Origin of the sequence: Prauserella flavalba, from assembly GCF_003202235.1 — a bacterium.
Classification (GTDB): domain Bacteria; phylum Actinomycetota; class Actinomycetes; order Mycobacteriales; family Pseudonocardiaceae; genus Prauserella_A; species Prauserella_A flavalba.
This window is the reverse complement of the sequence record NZ_MASU01000024.1, coordinates 54,853-75,624: the sequence shown is the minus strand read 5'-3', so window position 1 is coordinate 75,624 and position 20,772 is coordinate 54,853. Positions and strand designations below refer to the sequence as shown.

General features: G+C 68.4%; 17 protein-coding genes. 6 read left to right on the top strand and 11 right to left on the bottom strand.

Translation table 11 applies throughout. The features are described 5' to 3' along the window. From BA062_RS37755 to BA062_RS37730, 6 genes are all read left to right on the top strand, one after another. The coding region (locus tag BA062_RS37755) for a PrgI family protein (RefSeq protein ID WP_245960228.1) at nt 1-1,160 on the top strand (1,160 nt) is incomplete at its 5' end. Further along, nucleotides 1,157-3,070: a VirB4 family type IV secretion system protein gene (locus BA062_RS37750; RefSeq protein ID WP_110343936.1), complete on the top strand. Its 1,914-nt coding sequence runs from the start codon at nt 1,157-1,159 to the stop codon at nt 3,068-3,070. The genes BA062_RS37755 and BA062_RS37750, both read left to right, overlap by 4 nt. An 89-nt stretch (nt 3,071-3,159) precedes the next feature. Beyond that, on the top strand, nt 3,160-3,996 hold the full coding sequence (locus BA062_RS37745) for a GP88 family protein (protein WP_110343935.1): 837 nt from the start codon (nt 3,160-3,162) through the stop codon (nt 3,994-3,996). Between the two features lie 44 nt (nt 3,997-4,040). Next, nucleotides 4,041-6,542, top strand: coding sequence for a type IV secretory system conjugative DNA transfer family protein (locus BA062_RS37740; RefSeq protein WP_110343934.1), 2,502 nt, complete (start codon nt 4,041-4,043; stop codon nt 6,540-6,542). A gap of 69 nt (nt 6,543-6,611) precedes the next feature. Further along, entirely contained in the window at nt 6,612-7,649 is a 1,038-nt protein-coding gene (locus tag BA062_RS37735) for a replication-relaxation family protein (protein ID WP_110343933.1), read from the top strand. 6 nt (nt 7,650-7,655) lie between these two features. Next, complete coding sequence (locus BA062_RS37730; RefSeq protein ID WP_110343932.1) at nt 7,656-8,609, top strand: M23 family metallopeptidase; 954 nt, start codon at nt 7,656-7,658, stop codon at nt 8,607-8,609. Nucleotides 8,610-8,712: 103 nt separating this feature from the next. Here BA062_RS37730 and BA062_RS37725 read toward each other — a convergent pair whose 3' ends face one another. The 11 genes from BA062_RS37725 to BA062_RS37680 form a co-directional block, all read right to left on the bottom strand. Next, complete coding sequence (locus BA062_RS37725) at nt 8,713-8,988, bottom strand: hypothetical protein (RefSeq protein WP_110343931.1); 276 nt, start codon at nt 8,986-8,988, stop codon at nt 8,713-8,715. A gap of 299 nt (nt 8,989-9,287) precedes the next feature. Beyond that, nucleotides 9,288-11,723: a site-specific integrase gene (locus BA062_RS37720; protein WP_110343930.1), complete on the bottom strand. Its 2,436-nt coding sequence runs from the start codon at nt 11,721-11,723 to the stop codon at nt 9,288-9,290. Further along, nucleotides 11,720-12,868, bottom strand: a complete 1,149-nt coding sequence (locus BA062_RS37715; protein WP_245960227.1) for a tyrosine-type recombinase/integrase — start codon at nt 12,866-12,868, stop codon at nt 11,720-11,722. The genes BA062_RS37720 and BA062_RS37715 overlap by 4 nt, the downstream gene beginning before the upstream one ends. A 121-nt stretch (nt 12,869-12,989) precedes the next feature. Continuing rightward, a complete protein-coding gene (locus BA062_RS37710; protein ID WP_110343929.1) occupies nt 12,990-13,820 on the bottom strand; it encodes a DNA-processing protein DprA in 831 nt (276 codons plus the stop codon). Between the two features lie 124 nt (nt 13,821-13,944). Continuing rightward, entirely contained in the window at nt 13,945-14,304 is a 360-nt protein-coding gene (locus tag BA062_RS37705) for a phosphoadenosine phosphosulfate reductase domain-containing protein (RefSeq protein ID WP_228714209.1), read from the bottom strand. 302 nt (nt 14,305-14,606) lie between these two features. Further along, nucleotides 14,607-15,803 (bottom strand): MFS transporter, encoded by a 1,197-nt coding sequence (locus BA062_RS37700; protein ID WP_228714208.1) that lies wholly within the window; start codon nt 15,801-15,803, stop codon nt 14,607-14,609. A 105-nt stretch (nt 15,804-15,908) separates the two neighbouring features. Further along, complete coding sequence (locus BA062_RS37695; RefSeq protein WP_228714212.1) at nt 15,909-17,054, bottom strand: MFS transporter; 1,146 nt, start codon at nt 17,052-17,054, stop codon at nt 15,909-15,911. Nucleotides 17,055-17,065: 11 nt separating this feature from the next. Continuing rightward, on the bottom strand, nt 17,066-17,338 hold the full coding sequence (locus BA062_RS40880; protein WP_228714213.1) for a hypothetical protein: 273 nt from the start codon (nt 17,336-17,338) through the stop codon (nt 17,066-17,068). 283 nt (nt 17,339-17,621) lie between these two features. Continuing rightward, complete coding sequence (locus BA062_RS37690; RefSeq protein WP_158303193.1) at nt 17,622-17,954, bottom strand: thioredoxin family protein; 333 nt, start codon at nt 17,952-17,954, stop codon at nt 17,622-17,624. Between the two features lie 78 nt (nt 17,955-18,032). Further along, the gene (locus BA062_RS37685; protein WP_110343925.1) at nt 18,033-20,516 is read right to left on the bottom strand and encodes a heavy metal translocating P-type ATPase; all 2,484 of its coding nucleotides are present in this window, start codon (nt 20,514-20,516) and stop codon (nt 18,033-18,035) included. Next, nucleotides 20,513-20,722: a heavy-metal-associated domain-containing protein gene (locus BA062_RS37680; RefSeq protein ID WP_228714207.1), complete on the bottom strand. Its 210-nt coding sequence runs from the start codon at nt 20,720-20,722 to the stop codon at nt 20,513-20,515. Before BA062_RS37680 ends, BA062_RS37685 begins: the two co-directional genes overlap by 4 nt. Nucleotides 20,723-20,772 lie beyond the last annotated feature (50 nt).

Below are 20,772 nucleotides of genomic sequence, written 5' to 3'. Positions count from 1 at the left end.
CCCAGCCCGTACGCATCCCGTCCGACGTCGATCGCGAGGATCGCGTCCTGGCCAACCTCACCGCTCGCCAGCTGGCGATCCTCACGGTGACCGGGATCGTGCTCTACGGCGCCTGGACGCTGGCCCGCGGTGTGGTGCCGCTGCCGGTCTTCCTGATCGTCGCTGTTCCTCTCGGGGTCAGTGCCGCGGTCCTGGCGTTGGGGCAGCGCGATGGCATGAGCCTGGACCGGCTGCTGCTCGCCGCGGTCCGCCAGCGGCTGCAACCTCGGCACCGGGTCGCCGCTCCCGAAGGGGTGCGGGCCGCACCCGAGTGGCTGACCAGCAGTATCACCGCGACCGATGCCACCGGTGCTGCGAGCACATCGGAGGTATCTCCGGCGGCGCTGCGGCTGCCCGCGGAAGGAGTCACCGAGGCCGGTGTCGTCGACCTCGGCCCCGACGGGGTCGCGATGGTCGCGGTGGCCAGCACCGTCAACTTCGCGCTCCGCACGCCCGGTGAGCAGGAAGCTCTAGTCGCCAGCTTCGGCCGGTATCTGCATTCGATCTCCGCGCCGGTACAGGTGCTCATCCGAGCCGAACGGCTGGACCTGAGCCGTCAGATCAGCGACCTGCGCGAGGCCGCCCCCGGGTTGCCGCATCCGATGCTCGAAGCCGCCGCGGCCGAGCACGCGACCTACCTCGACCAGTTGCGCCGCTCCACCGATCTGCTGCGCCGCCAGGTACTGCTGGTGCTACGCGAGCCGATCCGCGCCACGGGGCCGACCGACGGGCTCGGCGGCGCGTCCCCGCTCGCCGCGCTGCGGGCACGACGCGCCCGCAGCCGGGACGGCGAGGTCACCGAGACCGCGCGGCGCTCGGCGGAGACCCGGCTCGTGCGGAGGCTGGGCGAAGCCACCGAACTGCTCTCCCCGGCCGGGATCACGATCACGCCTCTGGACGCCGGGCAGGCCACCGCCGTGCTGGCCACCGCATGCAACCCGGACAGCCTGATCCCGCCCTCGGCGGGTCTGGCCGGCGCGGACGAGGTGATCACCACCGCCGCTGCAGACCCCGACGACGAGCCACCAGTCCATCACCGAAGCACGGCCAGCTGGGACAGGCGCGACAGCGCTGCGCCGGAGCCGTCGGCCCTGGATGAATGGGAGGGCGGGGACCTATGAGCAGCAAGTTCGGCCGTATTCGAGGCCGTGGGAAGCCGCACACGAATGCACCGTTGGGCAGGGCCAGTGCGTTCACGCCGGATTCGCTGTCAGTCGCACCCCGGCACCTGGAGATCGGCGGCGAATGGGTCTCCTCCTTCGCGATCACCGGCTACCCGCGCGAGGTGCATGCGGGGTGGCTGCAGCCACTGCTGTCCTACCCCGGCCGCGTCGACGTGTCCCTGCACATCGAGCCGATCGACCCGGTCACCGCCGCCAACCGGCTCAAGCGCCAGCTGTCCAAGCTGGAATCGGGACGGCGACACACCAGCGAGAAGGGACGCTTGCTGGACCCGATGGTCGAGGCCGCCACCGAGGACGCCTACGACCTCTCGGCCCGCGTCGCCCGCGGCGAAGGGAAGCTGTATCGGCTCGGCCTGTATCTGACCGTGCACGCCACCAGCGAAGCCGATCTCGGCGAGCAGGTGGCCGCGGTGCGGGCGCTCGCGGCGTCGCTGCTGATGAACGCGCAGCCGACCACCTACCGGTCGCTGCAAGGCTGGGTGTCCACCCTGCCGCTGGCGCTCGATCTCATCGGGATGCGCCGCACCTTCGACACCAGTGCGCTGGCCGCCGCGTTTCCCTTCACCAGCCCCGATCTGCCGCCCGCTGACCCGACCAGCGTCGCCGCACCGGCCGGTGTGCTGTACGGGTTCAACGTCGGATCGCAGGGTTTGGTGCATTGGGACCGTTTTTCTGCGGACAACTACAACGCGGTGGTGCTCGGGCGCTCCGGTGCGGGCAAGTCCTACCTGGTGAAGCTGGAAACCCTGCGCAGCCTCTACCGCGGGGTCGAGGTCGCGATCATCGACCCGGAGGACGAGTACCGGCGGCTGTGCGAGGCCATCGGCGGTACCTACATCCACCTCGGCGACGCCGATGTCCGCATCAACCCGTTCGACCTGCCGATCGCGGTACGCCCGGACGGTCGCCGCACCGCCCCCAAGGACGCCCTGACGCGCCGGGCGCTGTTCCTGCACACCGTCATCGGAGTGCTGCTCGGCACCGAACTGTCTGCGCAGCAGCGCGCCGTGCTCGACCGGGCGATCATGGCCACCTACCAGCAAGCCGGGATCACCAGCGACCCGCGGACCTGGGGCAGGCAGGCGCCGTTGCTGGCGGATCTCGCCGCAATCCTCACCGCCACCGGCGATCCGGTCGCCACGGATCTCGGCTCCAGGTTGCATCCGTTCGTCGAGGGCGCGTTCTCGGCGATGTTCTCCGGGCCGGCCACCACGCGGCCCGAGGGGCACCTGACCGTGTTCAGCCTGCGTGACCTGCCCGACGAACTCCGGCCGATCGGCACGCTGCTCACGCTGGACACGGTGTGGCGGCGGGTGTCCAACCCGGCCATCCGGCGGCCACGACTGATCACCGTCGACGAAGCGTGGCTGCTCATGCAGGACCCTGCCGGGGCGCGTTTTCTGCACCGGATGGCCAAAGCAGCCCGGAAACACTGGGCGGGCTTGACGATCGCGACCCAAGATGTCGGCGATGTCCTCGGGACAGACTTGGGTAAGGCGATCATCGCGAACGCGGCTACGCAGATCCTTCTACGTCAAGCGCCGCAGGCGATCGACGAGATCGTGGCGACCTTCAACCTGTCCGAGGGCGAGAAGCAGTTCCTGATTTCCGCGGACAAGGGACAAGGTTTGCTCTCGACCGGGACGCAGAGAGTCGCGTTCCAGTCGCTGGCTTCGCCGCAGGAAAACGCGCTCATCACAACAGATCCGGCCGAGTTGGCGCAGTACGCGGAACACGAATCTAGCACGGACGACGGCGGCACGTTTGTCGATCTCGGCGTCGACGACACCGAGCTGACGCTTGATGCGGACGCTGACGGTCACGTCGACCTCGGCAGCGCTGCGTAACCCGCCCCACCGCGACGGATCGATCCCTTCAACCACAACGTTTCTGCTCGTTTCTTGCACCCCGACTGACTGCCTTTGCGAGGTGTCGCATGTCTTCTTCCGCCCACATAACTACGGTTCCGGCGCGGCCAGCCCGGTTGCTGACACAGAACCGGGAGATGCGCGCAATCGGTGTCTGGAACTGGACTCTGCCTGCACTGGCCGCCCGGTTGCCCGACGGACGGACGCAGGTGACCTGCCCGGCGGCAAGCGCGTGCACTCGGATCTGCTACGCGCGCAACGGAACTTATCTCTTCCCTGCGGTCAACGCCAAGCATACAGCCAATCTCGCGTTCGTTATGGACGATCTTCCCGGTTGGACAGAGGCAATGATCCGCGAACTGTCGGCACCGCGCCTGGTCGGGAAATTTGTCAGGGTTCACGACGCAGGCGATTTTTTCAGCGATGCCTACACGTTGGCGTGGTGTCGCGTGATGCGAGCCTGCCCACAGGTGACTTTCTATTGCTACACAAAGGAAGTTCGCCGATTCAAAAGGCTGATCGAACCTGACCCGCCCGAGAACTTCCTGTGGGTGTACAGCTACGGCGGTCGCGAAGACTCCTTCATTGACCCCGACCGTGACCGGGTCGCCGACGTGTTTCCCGACGAGGACGCCATCACCGAGGCCGGGTGGTCGTCGCAGGAAGCCTCGGATCTGCTCGCCGTGCTCGGCCCGCGATTGGTCGGGGTGCCCGCAAACCGCATCCCGCAGTTCCTCAAGCGCATGGGCGGGCGGCGGCTGTCGGAGTGGCAGGCCGAGATCGACGCCGAACGAACACACAAGCGGCGCCGTCATCTGCGACTCGTGCCCAACGACCCGTCCGCACCTACCTCGATGCCGGAAGGCCAACCGAGCGAGGACGACGCCGAGCGACACGCGGCCTGAATCCGCGTCCTGTCGACTTTTCCTTGCGAGAGAGGGGATTTCTGATGTCATCCACTCAATCTGTTGTCGCGTCATCGAGGACGCTTGCCTCACCGTTGCAGGACTACCTGCGCGATCCCGGTGCCGCAATGCGCGCTGTTGTTACGGCACTGCGGGAATTCGCACTGACCTGGGGGCCACTGGTCGGGCCGGCCGTCGCGCTTGCGGTGGCTGGCGTCGTGGTCGGGCGACGGTGGTGGACGCGCCGGTGCCATGACCGAATGGCCGCCGACGCCCGGGTGGTCACAGTGCTGGCTCCGCCCACGGTCGATCCGGACGGCGCGGCGGCTCTATATTCCAACCTGGTCGGGCTGTTGCGGTCCGGCTGGAAACGGCGGATGCACGGCCAGCCGCACATCGTGTGGGAGTACGTGTTTTCCCATGCCGGAGTCGCCTTGCGGCTGTGGCTGCCGGGCGTCGTGCCGCCCGGCATGGCCGAACGCGCCATCGAGGCTGCCTGGCCCGGCGCGCACACCCGCACAGCCCCGGCCAAGCCGCCGATCCCCTTGGCCAACCCGCCAGGCAAAGCGGCCGAGGCCGTGGGCGGCGAACTGCGCCTGGCCCGCAGCGAGGCACTGCCCATCCGGTCGGACTTCCCCACTGATCCGGTCCGTGCCTTGCTGGGCGCTCCGGTCGGCATGGCCACTCATGAACGTGCCGTGGTGCAGATCCTTGCGCGCCCGGTCACCGGCGCGCGTGTCCGCAAAGCCCGCCGAGCCGCCCGCCGGGTCCGCACGGGCAGCTCGGTCCGGCTGGCCGGGCGCCTCCTGGACCTGATCACCCCGCACACCGGATCGCGCAAACCCCACGCGACCACGAAGCGGCCGGTCGTCGATCACCAGACCTCGCTGGAAACCTCGGCGCAGGACCGGGTCATCGTGGCCAAGCAGCGCAGCTCCCAGTACGAGACCCGCATCCGGTACGCCGTGGCCACCTTGGTCGACGAGCACGCGACCGGCGCGGAGCGGGTTCCGGTGCGGGAGCACCTGCGCGGACGCGGGCATGCCATCGCCAGCGCGTTCGCGGCTTACAGCGAACATAACTACTACCGTCGCGTCCGGCTCGCGCACCCGGTCCAGTCCGTGGCCGAACGACGCCTCACCTCCGGTGATCTGCTCTCGATCACCGAACTGGCCGCGCTCGCGCACGTCCCGACCGACGAGGCCGTGCCCGGCTTGCAGCGCGCCGGAGCGAAGGCGGTGCCGCCGCCACCGGGAATCGCCACCGCGGGCGCCGGAGTGAAACCGATCGGGATCACCGACTCCGGCCACTCCCGGCCGGTGGGGCTACGCGTCGCCGACGCGCGTCATCACCTGCACATCCTGGGTGCGACCGGGTCAGGCAAAAGCGAGCTGATGGCGCGGATGATCCTCGACGACGCCAACGCCGGCCGCGGCCTGGTCGTGATCGATCCCAAGGGAGACCTGGTCGCGGACACCCTGATGCGGCTGCCCTCGCGGCTCGGGGAGAAAGTGGTGCTCTTCGACGCCGACAGCCGCTCCCGCCCGCCCGTGCTCAACCCGCTCGAAGGCGACGACACCGCCCGCACCGTGGACAACCTGGTGTCGATCTTCTCCCACGTCTACGCCTCCAGCTGGGGGCCGCGTACCGAGGACATCCTGCGCTCCGGTCTGCTGACCCTGCGCGAGCTGCCCGGCACACCCACGCTGACCGATCTGCCGAAACTGTTGACGGTGCCCGCATTCCGGCAGCGTGCGCTCGAACAGATCTCCGACGACGTCCTGACCGGGTTCTGGCACTGGTACGACGATCTGTCCGACGCCAGCCGGGCACAGGTCGTCGCGCCGCTGATGAACAAGCTCCGCGGCCTGCTGCTGCGCCCGTTCGTGCGGGCATCCCTCGCCGGTGGCGAATCCACAGTGGACATGGACGCGGTACTCGACGGCGGAATCTGCCTGGTGCGTTTGGGCAAGGACGCGCTCGGGATGGACACCGCACGCCTGATCGGCTCGATCGTCGTGGCCCGCACCTGGCAGGCCGCCACCCGGCGAGCCCGGATACCGCAGCGCGACCGGCACGATGCCTCGCTCTACATCGACGAGTGCCACAACTTCCTCAATCTGGCGTACCCGATGGAAGACATGCTCGCCGAAGCCCGGGGCTACCGGATGTCGATGACGCTCGCGCACCAGTACCTGCGGCAGCTACCGCGCGAACTGGAGGAAGGCATCAGCACCAACGCCCGCTCGAAGATCATTTTCTCGGCGTCGCCCGAAGACGCCAGAGACTTGGCCCGGCATACCGCGCCCCGGCTCTCCGAGCACGACCTCGCCAATCTGGGCCGATTCCACATCGCCGCGCGGCTGGTGCTCGACAGCGAGGAAGCTCCCCCGTTCACCGCGGTCACCGAGAAGCTTCAGCCCGCGATTCCCGGTCGGGCCAAGGAGATCCGTCGGCTCGCGCTCGTGAACACCGAGCCTCGAAGCACGCCCGATCCGGCCGAGCACGTCCAGCCGGTGGCGTTCGATCCGCGCCGCGCGGCCTGACCCTTCAGCTTTTTCCGTTTGCCCGCAGGGCGTTCTCGCGTCCTGCCGTCCTTGGAGGTGCACGGCACGATGGTGAGCAATCCCACCCAGCAACGACAATTGCGTGCACATCGGCCGGAACGACCTGTTGCGCGGGTGCTCAACTCGGCCGAGCATCACGCGTGGCTGGCCCGGCATCTCACCGATCGCGACCGGTGGCTGTGCCGGATGCTGTTCGAGCACCACGTGCTCACCAGCACCCAAATCATCGATATCGCCTTCACCGGTCGCCGCGGGGCGAACCTGCGCCTGCGCAACCTCTACCAGTGGGGCGTACTGCACCGGTTCCAGCCGCACCGCGACCGCGGATCGCACCCGATGTACTACGTCCTCGACACCGCCGGAGCTGTCGCCCTCGCTCGCGAAGACGGCATCGACCACAAGGAACTGGGCTACAGCCGTGAACGCGAGATCGGACGCGCATTCTCGCTACAGCTGGCGCACACCGTGGGCTGCAACGGACTGTTCACCACCCTGATCCGCCGAGCGCGTCAACCCGGTGCCGCTGGTGTGCTCGCGGCGTGGTGGTCGGCCGCCCGGTGCGGCCGGCACTGGGGCGACATCGTCACCCCGGACGGCTACGGACGCTGGCGTGAGACTGGCCGGGACGTCGAGTGGTTCATCGAGTTCGACTTCGGCACCGAGCAACTGTCCCGCCTGGCGGGCAAGCTCGCCCGCTACGAACGGCTGGCCGAGGTCACGGGCATCACCACACCCGTGCTGGTGTGGCTGCCCAGTGCCAGGCGCGAGGTCAACGCACGCAGGGTGATGACCGAGGCGCTGCGCGGTCTCGACCGGCCTGCACGCGTACCCGTGGCGACCAGCAGCGGCGAGGCCGCGGCGGACCCGCTCGATATGGCCGCGCCGCGCTGGCGACGGCTCGACGAGTCCGGCACCGCCGGTCGGGTGGCGCTGGCTGACCTGCCCACCCTCTGGCCGAACTTGCGCGCCTCGGCCCCCAGCGGTGGGCAGCGTCCGACGGCCGCCGCCACGCCCGCCACCGCACGTCCGGAGGTGGCCCCGCCCTCCCCGATGCCCCCGCCCGACCCCGCGCATCCGTGGAGGTGATGCGCCATGGGCAAGGTGGCCGCCGCCGGTGCCGGGTTCGTCGTCGTGATCATGCTCTTCATCGGTGGCGGCGCCATCGCTGTGGTTCAAGCCGTATTCGGCAGTTCCAGCAGTTCCGGCGGGGGCATGAACTGTGCCCCCGCCGGGGCGAGCGCGACCTCGGCAGCGGGGTACGGACCGCAGGAGATGAGCAACGCAGCGACGATCGTCGCTGTCGGCAAACGGATGAACGTGCCCGAGCAAGGCTGGGTCGTCGCGGTCGCCACGGCGCTCACCGAGTCGCAACTGAAGAACCTGAACTACGGCGATCGCGACAGCGTCGGCTTGTTCCAACAGAGGCCGTCCCAAGGCTGGGGAAGTGTCACGCAGATCATGGACCCCACCTACAGCAGCGAGCAGTTCTACCGGCATCTGCTGGCGCTGCCGAACTGGCAGAACATGCCGGTCACCGTGGCCGCCCAGACCGTGCAGCGATCAGGCTTTCCTGACCGCTACGGGAAATTCGAGCCAGCAGCGCGCCAGATCGTCGGGGCTGTCCAAGGTGCCACCTGTACGACCAGTGCGACGACCGGCGGCTGGACGACACCCACGAGCGGCACCTGCACCTCCGCATTCGGTTATCGCGGCAGCGAATTCCACAAAGGACTCGACATCGGTGCGCCCATCGGTACTCCGATCCTGGCAGCCAACTCCGGCACGGTGATCAGCTCAGGCCCGGCGTCCGGCTACGGGCTGTGGGTCCGCATCCAGCACGGGGACGGGATCGTGACGATCTACGGCCACAACGACCACAATCTGGTCCGCGAAGGGCAATCCGTTCAAGCCGGCCAGCCCATCGCCGCGGTCGGAAATCGGGGAGCGTCCACCGGAGCGCACCTGCACCTGCAGATTGAGGCCAACGGCCAAGCCGTCGACCCGGTGGAGTTCTACCGGCAGCGAGGAGGCCAGCTCTGCCGATAGGTGCGCATCCGCCGCGTCGCAGGGAAGAGCCTCCGTGACATTTCCGGAGCGTTCCGGCGCATGGCTCTGGTTCTCCGATGATCGTCCAGCCGCGTGAGTCCGGCTACTCGTCCGGCGGGGTGCCTTTGAGGTGGTTGTAGAGGTTCGCGCGGCTGAGGCCGACCTCCTTGGAGATTTTGGTCTTTGGCACACCGGCCTTGTCCGCTTCGCGGATATCGGTGAGCCGCTCCGTTCGTTCGACCTTCCTCTGCTGGAGCAGGATCTCCCGCATCTCCTGCAGAGAGCTTTCCACGTCTCGGATGCTCTCCAGGGCGGTTTCGATCGCTTCGATGCGCTGTCGGCGGGCGCGCAGCTGCGCGATGTGCTCGTCCTTGTCCATCTGCGGCCCTCTCTCGCGTGGCCCGGGGGTTGGCCGGCCTCTGGGCGTAGCTGACCATCTGTTCGTCGCCGTGTCGCCCTAGACACCTTACCGAGACAGCCTGCGGTCAGCAGGGGTGTGTCGTGACCAGCGATTCCTGGTCGCGACACACCCCTGCTGACCTGGTCCCACGGTTCCGGCGCGTCATCGGAGTCCGCGGGTGGCGGTGACTTCGTCGGCGCAGGTGACGGCCATGGCCATCCCGGTACGGAGCAGCTCGTTGGTCCCGCCGGTTCTCTGGACTAGACGGGCGATGGGCCTCATCGAGGGTTGATGACAGGCATGCCGAGGTCAGTGGTTCCCTGTTTAGTCGTCGTGCTGTGGGCGCGGTCTATGGCGCGGTCGAGACTGACGAGTTTCTCTGTGGCCTTGGTGAGGCTGGTCTGCAGGCCCTCTGCCTCGCCGAGCCAGTTGTTCATCTTTGCCTCGTTGATTCGGGCGTTGAGGTTGTGAATGATCTCGATGAGCCGGGGCCTCTGGGTGGGTGAGACCCGGAGCATGGGGCATCTCACGCAGCTGTGTTCGTGCTGGCAGCTGGATCCGTATGGTCTCCCGCAGTCTCCTAGTGCGACTTTGCGCAATTGGAAGTGTTGCTGAAATTCCTGCCACTCTTGGTCAGTGGGCTCCCGGTATTCTTCCGGGGGCCTGACGGCCCGGCGTTTGTCGAGAAATGCGCGGTAGGAACGGATCAAGTCTTCCTGGAACACAGCCAAGTACGACTCGGTCGTGGAGATGTGGTGATGACCGAGTAGCCGGGCGGCAATGTGGACCGGCAAACCGCTGGCGACGGCTTCCGAGGTGAAAATTTTTCGGAAGTCGTGCGGGGTGTAAGCAAGTGGCTCGTCAGCGGCGTCCGTCAGCCCAGATGCGGCGAGCACGAGATTGATCAGCTTGTGCAGGGTGGCAGGGCTGATCACGCCATTGCGGGTGCCCGTCCGGCGTTGAAATAGGTGCGGCAACGCCGGACCGGTGACGCGCTCGTGGGCATCGTAGCGGCGAACAAGTGGAACCTTGTCGTGGTTGGCGCGACGCAGGCGGCTAATCATCGTGGCGAGAACGCTGGCCAACTCGGGACTGACTAGCAACAGGCGCTCTTCGTTCCCTTTGGAGGGAACGATCTGCAATAGCGGAACGACTTCGCCGCTGTCGGCAAGCCGATAGGATACCAAGGCGAGGTGCGTGATCTCGAGCAGTTCCTCCAAGCGGACACCAGTGTGTCGCAGCGTCTCAATGACGGCCCAAGCCCAGAAGAACTCATCCTCCCGTTGTGTCACGTTGAACACCTCGCCGCTGACGAGATTTTCCACTTGCGTGGCGTAGTTCCTCTGCTGCCAAGGTTGCCCCTGTTTCGCGGTCTTCGGCGCGACGCGACGGTAGCGGACGCCGGCATGGTCGAATACTTGCCCGGGGCGGCATCGCTCGGCTGCGGCCAGCAATGCGGTCATCTCGGCGCGGCATCGATCTGCGGTGTCGACCAGCAACGGCAGGTGCGGCAGCCGCTGGCGTACCCGCTGGTGCATGGCCGCCTGCGTCCTCTTATGCGCCTTGTTCAGTCCCTGGATCTCGATCCGTCGAACCGGGCTGGGCACGGCCCAAGGTGCCCACCTGGCGTCCTCCAAGGCCCACTGCTGGATGTCCAGATAGAACGCCCTAATGCGCATCAGGATCTGGTGGAAGTTCTTGCGTTCCCGGATCGTTCCGTCAGCTCCGGTGACCGTTCGCAGCCGGTTCTTCCACTCGCGCGCGACATCGTCGGGCAGCTGCAGCGTCTCGATGCCGGGATGGTGCCGCTCGATGTCACCCCAGAAGCGCTCGACCAGGATCGCGACCAGGCCGCGGAAAGTGCTGTAGTCCAGGGCTGGGCGACGTTCGTCGAGATAGCGAACCAACAGATCACGGACAGGGCGACAGACGACCCCGTAGTCGTCGACCAGTTCCGCGGTCGGTCGAGGACCACGGCGTAGGCCCACGCTGCTCAGGCTGGACCCGGCCGGCAAGACACCGATCGCGGCCAGCAGGTCCCAGGCGGCGTGCAGTCCGGGGAACTTGCCGAACCCGACGCGGATCCGCAGGCTCCAGACATGCGCTTCCAGCAGGTCGTCGGCTGACAGCTGGTCGATCTCCTGGCCGGTGTGCAGCACGATTTTGCTCAGCGCACCCAGTGTCTCGCGGGTCTGGTGACTGCTGAGGCCACGCTCGATCGCTGCTCGCTCGACACGGGTGAACACGTCTGGCCGCATGAACTCGCGGACCCGATCGAGCAGCCGGGTCGAGTGATAGCTGAGGAGAAAATCGTAGCTCGGCAGCACCGCACGGCAGAGCAGCAGCATGGTCAGGCCACGCAGGTGCTCGGCACGTTTGGTGTCCGTGGCTCGCGTGTCCTGAAGGCCCAGTGTGGCGATCCACGCCGTGTTGTTGTCGGCGCCGGAGTTCACCCATCGGTCCTGCCAGCCGCCGCCGTCGTGCGTATGCAGCCAGTCCAAGACGGTCGAAGCGCCCCGGATCGCTTCGAGCCTGCGGTTGCGCCGCAGCGAAGACCAGGCGGGTGTCTCGGGAAGCTGAGCGAGGATCTCGTGTGCTGGCAAGCGATCCAGCGGCCCGACGCGATGGCGGGTGAGCAGATGCTGGTAGTCGTGCATGCGATGCCGGCCGAGCGGGCTGGCGGACGTGTGCGTCGCGTTCGTGGCTGTGGTCACAATGACCTCCCGAACAACACGGACAGATCTGCGTCGGCGTAGCCGGTCGTCACCGGCGCTGGCGGTTCGCGATGATCGCGGGTTGCCAGGTGTTGCGCGACGCGGCTGATCACCTGATCCTCGTCCTCGATCAGATACACGTCGGCGGTGGTCGACAGGTGAGCGTGACCGAGAATGATCTGCACGTCTCGCATGGACAACGAACCGTCGCGGCTCATCCGGATCGCTGCGGTGTGCCGCAGATCGTGCATCGACCAGTTAGTTCCCAGCAGGACATTGAGTCGCCGGAACACCGCCCGCAGCGCCTCATAATTCAGCGGCTGCCTGCGTAGCCCATCACCGTGGTCACGGCGACGCAGTGTCCGCCATATCGGTTCGTTCGGCTCCAGCGCAACGCCGAGGTCAGCGAGATAGAGGCGGAGCCAGACGAACGCCTCCGGGCTGGCCGGCAGCCACTGCTCGACGTGAGTCCCTTTGCGAACCACTCGGATCAGCTGGTCGCCCCAGTCGAGGTCGACTCCTCGAACGCCGAGGAGTTCGGCAGCGCGGGCCCCGTTGCTGATCGCCAACGCCACGATCGCGCGGTCCCGATTGGACCGCAGTCCGGCAAACAGTTCGTTCCACTGACCGTCAGGCATCGCTCGCGGCTTGCGCTTGGCCAGACTCGGGTTGTAACGCAACCGACCTTCGGGGCGGAATGGTTTCAGCGGATTGTGATGCTCGTGCGGGCGGCGACCAGGCGCGCGGTGAAGTGGCACCGGGTTGATCAACGGTCCTTCGCCGACGTCTAACCAGAAATCGTAGAAGCTGCGCAGCACGGCATTCGAGTGCCGGACCGTGGTCGGTTCGTACTGATCGCCGAGATATCGCTTGCGCGTGATGGGGTTGACCGTGCCCGCGATCGATGCCGACACCGTCCTCGGTGATCGGCGAGGCTTCGCGGCTTGCTTCATCCACAGCACCAAGTCCCGCACCTCGGCGGGAGTGGCTTGGTTCCACGCGACGTCCACGACCTGTAACCAACGCCACCAGCGAAGCAGGTCATAGGCATAGCTACGCACCGACGCAGGCCGGTTACGCGTCGCGAAATCCCGCAGGAACCGCTCGACGGGCTCCACCGCCGTGCCGCTCGGATCCAGCAGCAACCACGGCACCACGCCTTCGACAGCGACGACCCGCCCCCACCGAGGTAAACGAAGCGACCCCAAATCGCGCTCAGCTCCATCCACCGGACTCACGCAGCCTCCTTCATAAGCTGCACGTGTTCTACCGGCTAGAGATCAGCCACGTGTACGCCTGGTCGGCGTGTCGCTCAGTAGTCCGGTCAACAGCCGACGTCGCCGAGGTGACCGGTCCGGGGACCGCGTAGACGCGGCGGCCGAGCCTCGACGCCGTACGCGCTACAGCCAGGGCCGGGCTGCGTCGGCCGGCCTCGACGATCACCGTGGCCTCGCTCAGCGCGGCGACCAGGCGTTGCCGTGCGTAGCCACGAGTGCGGCGAGGTTTCGTGCCAAGGGGGTACTCGGTGACCAGCACTCCGCCGGAGTCGGTGATCTCCCGCAAGAGCGGACCGTGGTCGGCGGGGTAGCCGACATCGATACCGCACGCCAGCACGACAAGGCACCGGCCGCGTCCGGAGGTGCTCAGGGCACCCCGCAGCGCGTGCGCTTCGACCCCGAACCCGGCACCGTTGGCAATGGCGATGTCCCGATCGGCGACGCCTTGCCCGAGTTCCGCAGCGACGTACTCGCCATACGGGCTGGCAGCCAGCGAGCCGACCACGGCCACCGGTCCAGCGGTGAGGACTCCGAGCTGCGGGTCACCGCACACCCACAGGCCCAGCGGCGCTCCCGTGCCGGAGGCGGCCAGGTCGTGCGCCGCCGCGTTCGGCCAGTCGTCGTCCTCGGGGGTGAGCAGCCTGGCATGCCCCGCCTCGAGTGCGGCGAGGTCGTCGCGTAGATCGGGTTCAGGCTGTGCGACCTCGGCGAGCACCGCCGGGGGTGCACAACCGGCGCGGATGCGGTCGGCGGCCTCCACTGGGCCGTGGACTGCGGCGTAGGCGCCGACGGATTGCGTGGGTGGCTCAGTCGCGCGCATCAAGAAAAGTCGTGCGCGGAGATGTCATCGGATGCAGGCATGGCGAACCTCAATCGTTCTCAGCGTTCGTGATACGAACAGCGGACTATCGGAACTCGGGAGGACTCAGAACAGGAACTGTCCACTAAGGATTTGCGGCGGTGATGATCTCCGCCATCGACATGTCGTTGCGGAACCGATGCCCGATCTCGTCCTCGATCCGTGCGTACTCGGCCGCAAGGTCTGGCCGAAGGCGTGCGGCGCGCAGGAGATCCGCGCGGCTCCCGAGAATGCACAGAGAGCACGACAACCGGGTCATTCCGGCGTCGTAAGCGGGGTGGTAGGGCACACCGCTAGCGCGAATGTGTTGCCATACCTCCGTTTCGGTCCACTCGTGGATGGGCAGCCACGTGCTGACTTCGCGTCGGCCGTTGCTCGCGGTGTGATCCGGACTCAGCTTCGCCTGCTGGCAACGAGCAATGCTCGTCCGCGCCGAATGCTCCAACCCTGCGGTGACTCCTGGTCACGTGCGTGTGGTCCGCTCGGGGTTCTGCTTGCGGGCGCAAGTACAGAGGCGGTCAGCCTCTGGCCGGGATCCTCAGTAGTAACGCGCCCGCGTAGCACTGCCACGACCATGAGGACCGCGAGTCTTAACGCGACGGTCGAGGGCGTTTGCCTGAGCGGCGGTTCATCCCGCCTCGCCATGACCTCGCGGCCGGCTGCAGGCACGCGGTGGGCGGCCATCAGCCCGGCGTTGCCGCCACCGAGGCTGGGCTCACTGCGCCTGGGTGGTGCCGGGACAATTACCTACTCGACAGCGGCACGGGGTTGTTCGGTGTGGAAGAGGGGGACGGCGAGTGCGGCGCCCAGTGCCGCGGCCACGCCGAACACAAGCAGGGCGGTGGGGAATCCGCCGGGCAGTAACACCGCTTCGAAAGCGAGGCTGCCGAACCCCATGCCGGTGAACAGGGTGAAGACGTTGAGGCCCATGGCCTGCCCCCGGTGGCCGGGTAGATCGGTGACGATGCCACCGAGGGGTGGCTGGGTCATGTCATAGCCCAGGGACAGGGTGATGATGCTGGCCTGCACGGCCAGCAGCGGGAGGGGGATGGCCAGCAGTAGGGCGCAGACGGCGCCGACAGCGAGCCCAGCGGGGATGATGCGGGCGCGGCCGTAGCGGTCGGCGAGGCGTCCGATGACGGGGCCGAGCAGCAGCCCAGGGATGCCGTAGCCGAGGAGGGTGAGGCCGATGCCCAACTCGCCGAGACCGAACCGCTGGTGCAGGTAGACACCGAGCCAGGTGTAGATGCCGGAGTGCAGCACGGCGTTGATCAGCACGTAGCCGTAGGTGCGTTGTCCCCGCGCGTGGCGCAACAGCGCCACATAGCCGGCCGCCACCGCCCGCAGCGGCGGCACCGTGGTCGGCCGGGGAGTCGCGGGCAGTACCGCGAGCGCTACGGTCAGCAGCATGAGCCCGCTGACGCTGGCGGTCAGGAACAGCCCGTGCCAGCCGAGGAGGGGTGCGCCGAGTGCACCGCCAGCGGCGCCTGCCGCCATCCCGCCGGCCATGCCGCCGAAGAGCCAGCCCAGGGCGTACCCGCGGCGGTGGAACGGGACGAGGTCACCGATGAGGGCCAGCGCGATCGGGACGACACCGCTGGCCCCGATCGCGGTGGCCAGCCGCATCGCGATGAACGCCCCGGCGCTGTCGACCAGCGCGGTCGCGGCGGTCAGCGCAATGAACGCCACAAGCGAGCCGAGGATGACCGGGCGCCGACCGACGCGGTCGGACAGCGGTCCCCACACCAGCGTCATCGCCCCGTAGGGCACCAGATAGGCCGGCACCGCCAGCCCGACGAACCCCGGCGCGGTGTCGAACACCTCCGCCAGCCGCGGCAGGATCGGCGCGACCATGAAGATCTGCGCGAAGATCAGAAACGCGGCAGTGGTCAGCAGCGCCAGCATGCCCCGCGGAGCAGCGGGCGAGACCACCTCATCAGACATCTGCACTCCTTTGCGTTGATTGTCCTGTACAGCACGCCTGCCCTAGCCAACGGCGCCGCCGCGCGCGGCACGCCGGGGCAAACACCGGTGCGGAAGCGGGCCGGGTCAGGTCGCAGCAGCGGGCTGTGCCTGGGTAGCGGATGCGGGGCGCTTGATGCCCAGCACCAGGGCCGCCCCGAGCGCGGTGAGTGTGGCGCTGACCCAGAAGATGAGGGTGTAGCTGGCCGCGTCACCGGGCACGAACAGCGCACCCAGGCCGCCGATGGCTACGGCGCGGCCGATGTTGTGGGAGAAGTCGAACCAGCCCGTGGCCTCCGCGGTGTCCTCGTCGGGCACGTCGCGGAGCGCGACCGACGCGGTGGGGCCCAGCGGCAGGCCCTGCCCGGCGCCGGACAGCGGCGCGAGTACGAACAGCCACACCGCCGAGGCCACCGGGGACACCAGCACCGCCAGCGCGACGAATGTGGCTGCGGTGAGCACGAACCCGCTCGCCCAGGGCAACCCCGGTCCGAACCGGCCGGCCAGGGCCCCGCCCCACACGCCGAAGACCACCGCCCCCACGGTCATGAGCAGCAGCGCGTTGGATGCCTGCACCGCCGGAAGGTCGAACACGTTGCGCAGCATCAGCGAGGTGAACATCATCGCCGAGAACATCCCCACGCACACCAGGAAGGTGCCCGCGTTGCCCAGCAGGAACTGCCGGTTGCGCCACAGCGACGACGCGAACAACGGCTGCGCGTTGACCCGCTGATTGATGACCAGCACCGCCAGCCCTACCACGAAGATCCCCAGGAAGACGGGGGCGAGCGAGCTGAGGGCGGCCACCGGGCCGGTGGTGGCACCGCCGCCCATGGTGCGCAGGAACCCGGCCGCGGCCAGCCCGACAACCAGGGCGGAGAAGCTGACGGTGAACGCGGTGGCGCCGACCCAGTCGAACCGGCGGCGCCGCTGCCGGGGCAGTTCCGTCAACGTGACGGCCGCCCAGCCCAGTGTGGCGGCGCCGGCCAGCCCGGTGACCCAGAAGATCGCCTGCCAGCCCAGCAGGCTGGCGAGGTAGCCCCCGATCGGCGGGCCGGCGACGGTGCCGGCCAACAGCGCCGCCCGCCAGATCCCCAACCCGGTTTCCCGTTGCCGGTCGGCGAGCTGACGGGCGATGAACACCATCGACACCAGCATGATGCCGCCGCCGAGCCCCTGCACCAGCCGCAGCGCGAGGAACGCGGAGAACTGCGGGACCGCGGGGGTCGCCAGCGACCCGGCCGCTACAGGCCGAGCCCGGCCAGCAGCAGCCGCTTGTGCCCGAAGGCATCGCCGAGCTTGGCGATGACCGGCATCACGACGGCAAAGGGCACCAGATAGGCGATCACGGTCACGATCGCGGCGGGCTGAGCCACCCCCAAGGCCCGCGTGATCTCCGGTGCCGCCAAATAGGTGCCGGTGGAACTCAGATTGGACAGGAATGTCGCCACCGACGTCACCCCGACGATGCTCGCCACCGCGCCGCGCGGCGCTGGTTTCATCCGAATCCGATCCACGCGTTCTCTCCCTACGCACGTTTGCTGTTTCCCCACCACGACAACGCCACGCCACCGCATCGGCCGCTGGAGCCGCTCCCGGTTGCCGTGACGCTGACCGTGCTGTGTCTGCCGAGCTGACCGTAGAAGCTTGCCCCCGGGGGAAGGTCAACTCGCGGGTTGGCCGTTCACCCCACGCGGGTCGAACCGACAGTGCGATTCGCGAACCACGGTGGCCCAGCGCCGATCGTGTGTGCCGGCGACGAGGTAGCGGGCCAGCATCCAGGTGTGCGGCTGGCCGTCCTCACTGGTTGCCGGTCTGTGCATCCCGCAGGGCTTGTTCCAGGTCGGCCACACGGATGAGTCCGTCCAGCCGTGCCACTTCCCGGCCGTCGCGGAAAAGCACCAGGGTGGGGATGGACTGCACTCCGAACTGTGCCGGGGTGGCCTGGTTGGTGTCGACATCGACGCGGTAGCCGCTGAACTCGCCGGGGTGGACGCGTGCGAACTCGTCCAGCCTGGGCTCCAGCGCTCGGCAGGGTGCGCAGGAGGCTTGCCAGAAGTCCAGCAGCACCAAGTCGGGCCGGTTCAGCGCCGCCGCAATGTCGCCGTGGGCGAGGATCGGAAACGAGGACATGACTCGCTCCTTCGCTGTCAGGGCGTGCATGGCGGGCGGGAGGCCGGCTGGACCTACCCGCCCGTCGACGCGTAGTCGCTAGGCGGCTGCCCGCTGGTGTTCTGTTTCGGCCTGTTCGGCGTCGTGTTGACGTCCTTGCCGACCGACGCTGCTGATGGCCTGGACCAGTAGGGAGGGTCGGGTGCCGATGGAGTTGAGGAAGATGGCGGTGACCGAGGCGGCCATCGCGATCATCGCCCACACCGGATACACCAGGCCGGTGGTGGCCAGCGGGACACCGATACCGTTGAGGGTGAACGCCAGCCCCACGTTGGTGCGGGTGCGGCGGTAGGAGCGGTCGCTGATCTCGCGGGCGTCGAGCACCGCGGTGACCTCGTCGCGCAGCAGCACGATGTCGGCGGATTCCACAGCGATGTCGGTGCCACCACCGGCGGCGACGCCGACGTCGGCCTGCATCAGGGCGGGGGCGTCGTTGATGCCGTCACCGACCATCGCCACGCGAGTGCCGTCGGCCTGCAACTCGCGCACGATCTCGGCCTTGCCTTCCGGGCGCACCCCCGCCCGCACCTGGCTGATGCCGAGCTGGTCGGCGACCCGCCGCGCGGCGCGTTCGTTGTCCCCGGTCACCAGGACCGGGTCCATTCCGACAGCCCGCATGCGCGCCACGGCCTCGGCGGCATCGGCGCGCACCTCGTCGCCCAACGCGATCAACCCCTCAACCGTGCCTGCCACGGCGACCACGATCACGGTGTGCCCGGCGGCCTGCAACTGGTCGACCCGCCCGGTCACGGCGGTGAGATCAAGGCCGTTGTCGGTGAGGAACGCGGGCTGGCCAACCAGCACTTCCCGGCCGTGCACTGTGGCGCGGACACCGGAGCCGGTGACCGAGGCGAACTCCTCGGCCGTGGGCACGATCAGCCCGCGCTCGCGGGCGGCGGTCACCACCGCACGGGCGAGCGGGTGCTCCGACGGGCCCTCCGCCCCGGCAGCCACGGCCAGCAGCCCATCGGTGTCGCCGTCGAGGGCATCGACCGTGCGGACAGTGGGGCGACCTTGGGTGAGGGTGCCGGTCTTGTCCAGCACGATCCGCGTGACGAGCCTGAAGGTTTGGAACGCCTCCCCGGTGCGCATCACGATCCCGCGGTCGGCGGCGGCGCCGGTGCCGCGCACGATGGCCAGCGGCGCGGCGATGCCCACAGCGCAGGGGTAGCCCATCACCAGCACCGACAGCGCGGCGAACACCGCGCGCCGCACATCCGGCTCCCCGGCCAGCGCCCAGCTGCCGGCCAGCCAGCCGAACAGGGCCAGCGCGGCGATGGTGAGCACGGTGGGGGTGTAGACGCGCAGCACCCGGTCGACCAGGTGCAGGATGCCGGGTTTGAGGGCGCGGGCGTCTTCGACGTGCCGGACGACCTGAGCGAGGAAGCCTTCGGTGTGGCTGGCGGTGACCTCGATCAGCAGGCTGCCGGTGCCATTGATCGACCCACCGACGACCTCCTCGCCAGGTCCACGTTCGGCGGGGATTGGTTCGCCGGTGACCAGGGACAGGTCGATCGCGGAGGCCCCGGACCGGATCCGCCCGTCCAGCGGGATGCGCTCGCCGGGCCGCACCCGCACCACTTGTCCGAGCGCCACGTCCTCGACCGGAACCTCGGATTCGCCGCCGTCGGTGTCGACGACGCGGGCCAGGTCGGGTTGCAGATCGAGCAGCTTCTTGACCGACTGGCTGGAGCGGGTCTTGACCAGCAGCGACAACCACTCCGAGAAGATGTGATAGTTCGCCACCAGCACCGACACCGCGAAGAACGCCGCCGTCGGATACCCCGGCAGCACCCCAGTGAGGCCGATGACGCCGCCGGCGATGCCGGCGAACGCGCCCACCTCCAGCAGCACGTGCTGGTTGAGGATGCCCCGGCGGGCGGACTGATACGCCATCCGCAGGATGTGCGGCGCCACCCCGACCACCACCCCGACCGCCAACACCCCGGCCAGCCACCCGATCAGCGGCTCGGCCAGCACCCCGGTCGCCCGCAGCACCAGCGCCGCCACGCCGGGCGTCACGATGGCCACCGCCCCGGCCAGGGCCTTGAGGTTCCCGGCGGGGCGCAGCAACGCGAACGACAACGGCACCATCAACGCCACCACCGACGCGGGCACCAGCACCGACCAGATCCCGGTCACGGTGGCGATCAACCCGATCGCAGTCAGGCTCGCCGCGATCGCCGCCAGCAACCTGGCGCCCTCGCGGACGAGGTCGCGTTCCTCCTCCTCGAACGGGCGCAGCTTGCGCGGGTCATACAGCTCGTAGCCGACATCCCGCAGCGTGCCGAGGATCTGCTCCGGCGAGACACGCTGCGGGTCGTAGTCGACCAGGGCCTGTTCGTGGGTCAGACTCACCGCCACCGTGTCCACGCCGTCCATCCGGCCCAGGGCCTTCTCGATCGTGCCGGTGCACAGCGAGCAGTGCAGCCCGGCGATCCGGGCCCGGATCCGCTCGTGGCCCGGCGTCGCGCTGGGCTCCGACGCCCACAATTGCGGGCGGTCTTCGGTCACGAGGCTCATCGCGAGACCTCCTCGGCGACGTGGTAGCCGGCGGCCTCGATCCGCTCCACCAACACGGTGCGGTCGGTGACCGCCGGGTCGACGCGGACCTCGACCCGCCCGCACGTGTGGTCGGCCACGACGCCGGACACGCCGTCGACCCGGCGCAGCACGGCGCCGATCCGCTGCTCGCACCCGCTGCACGACATCCCCTCAACCTGCAACACCCACGACTCCATCACGGGACTCCTCCACGCTTCTGAGCTGCTCTTTCTCT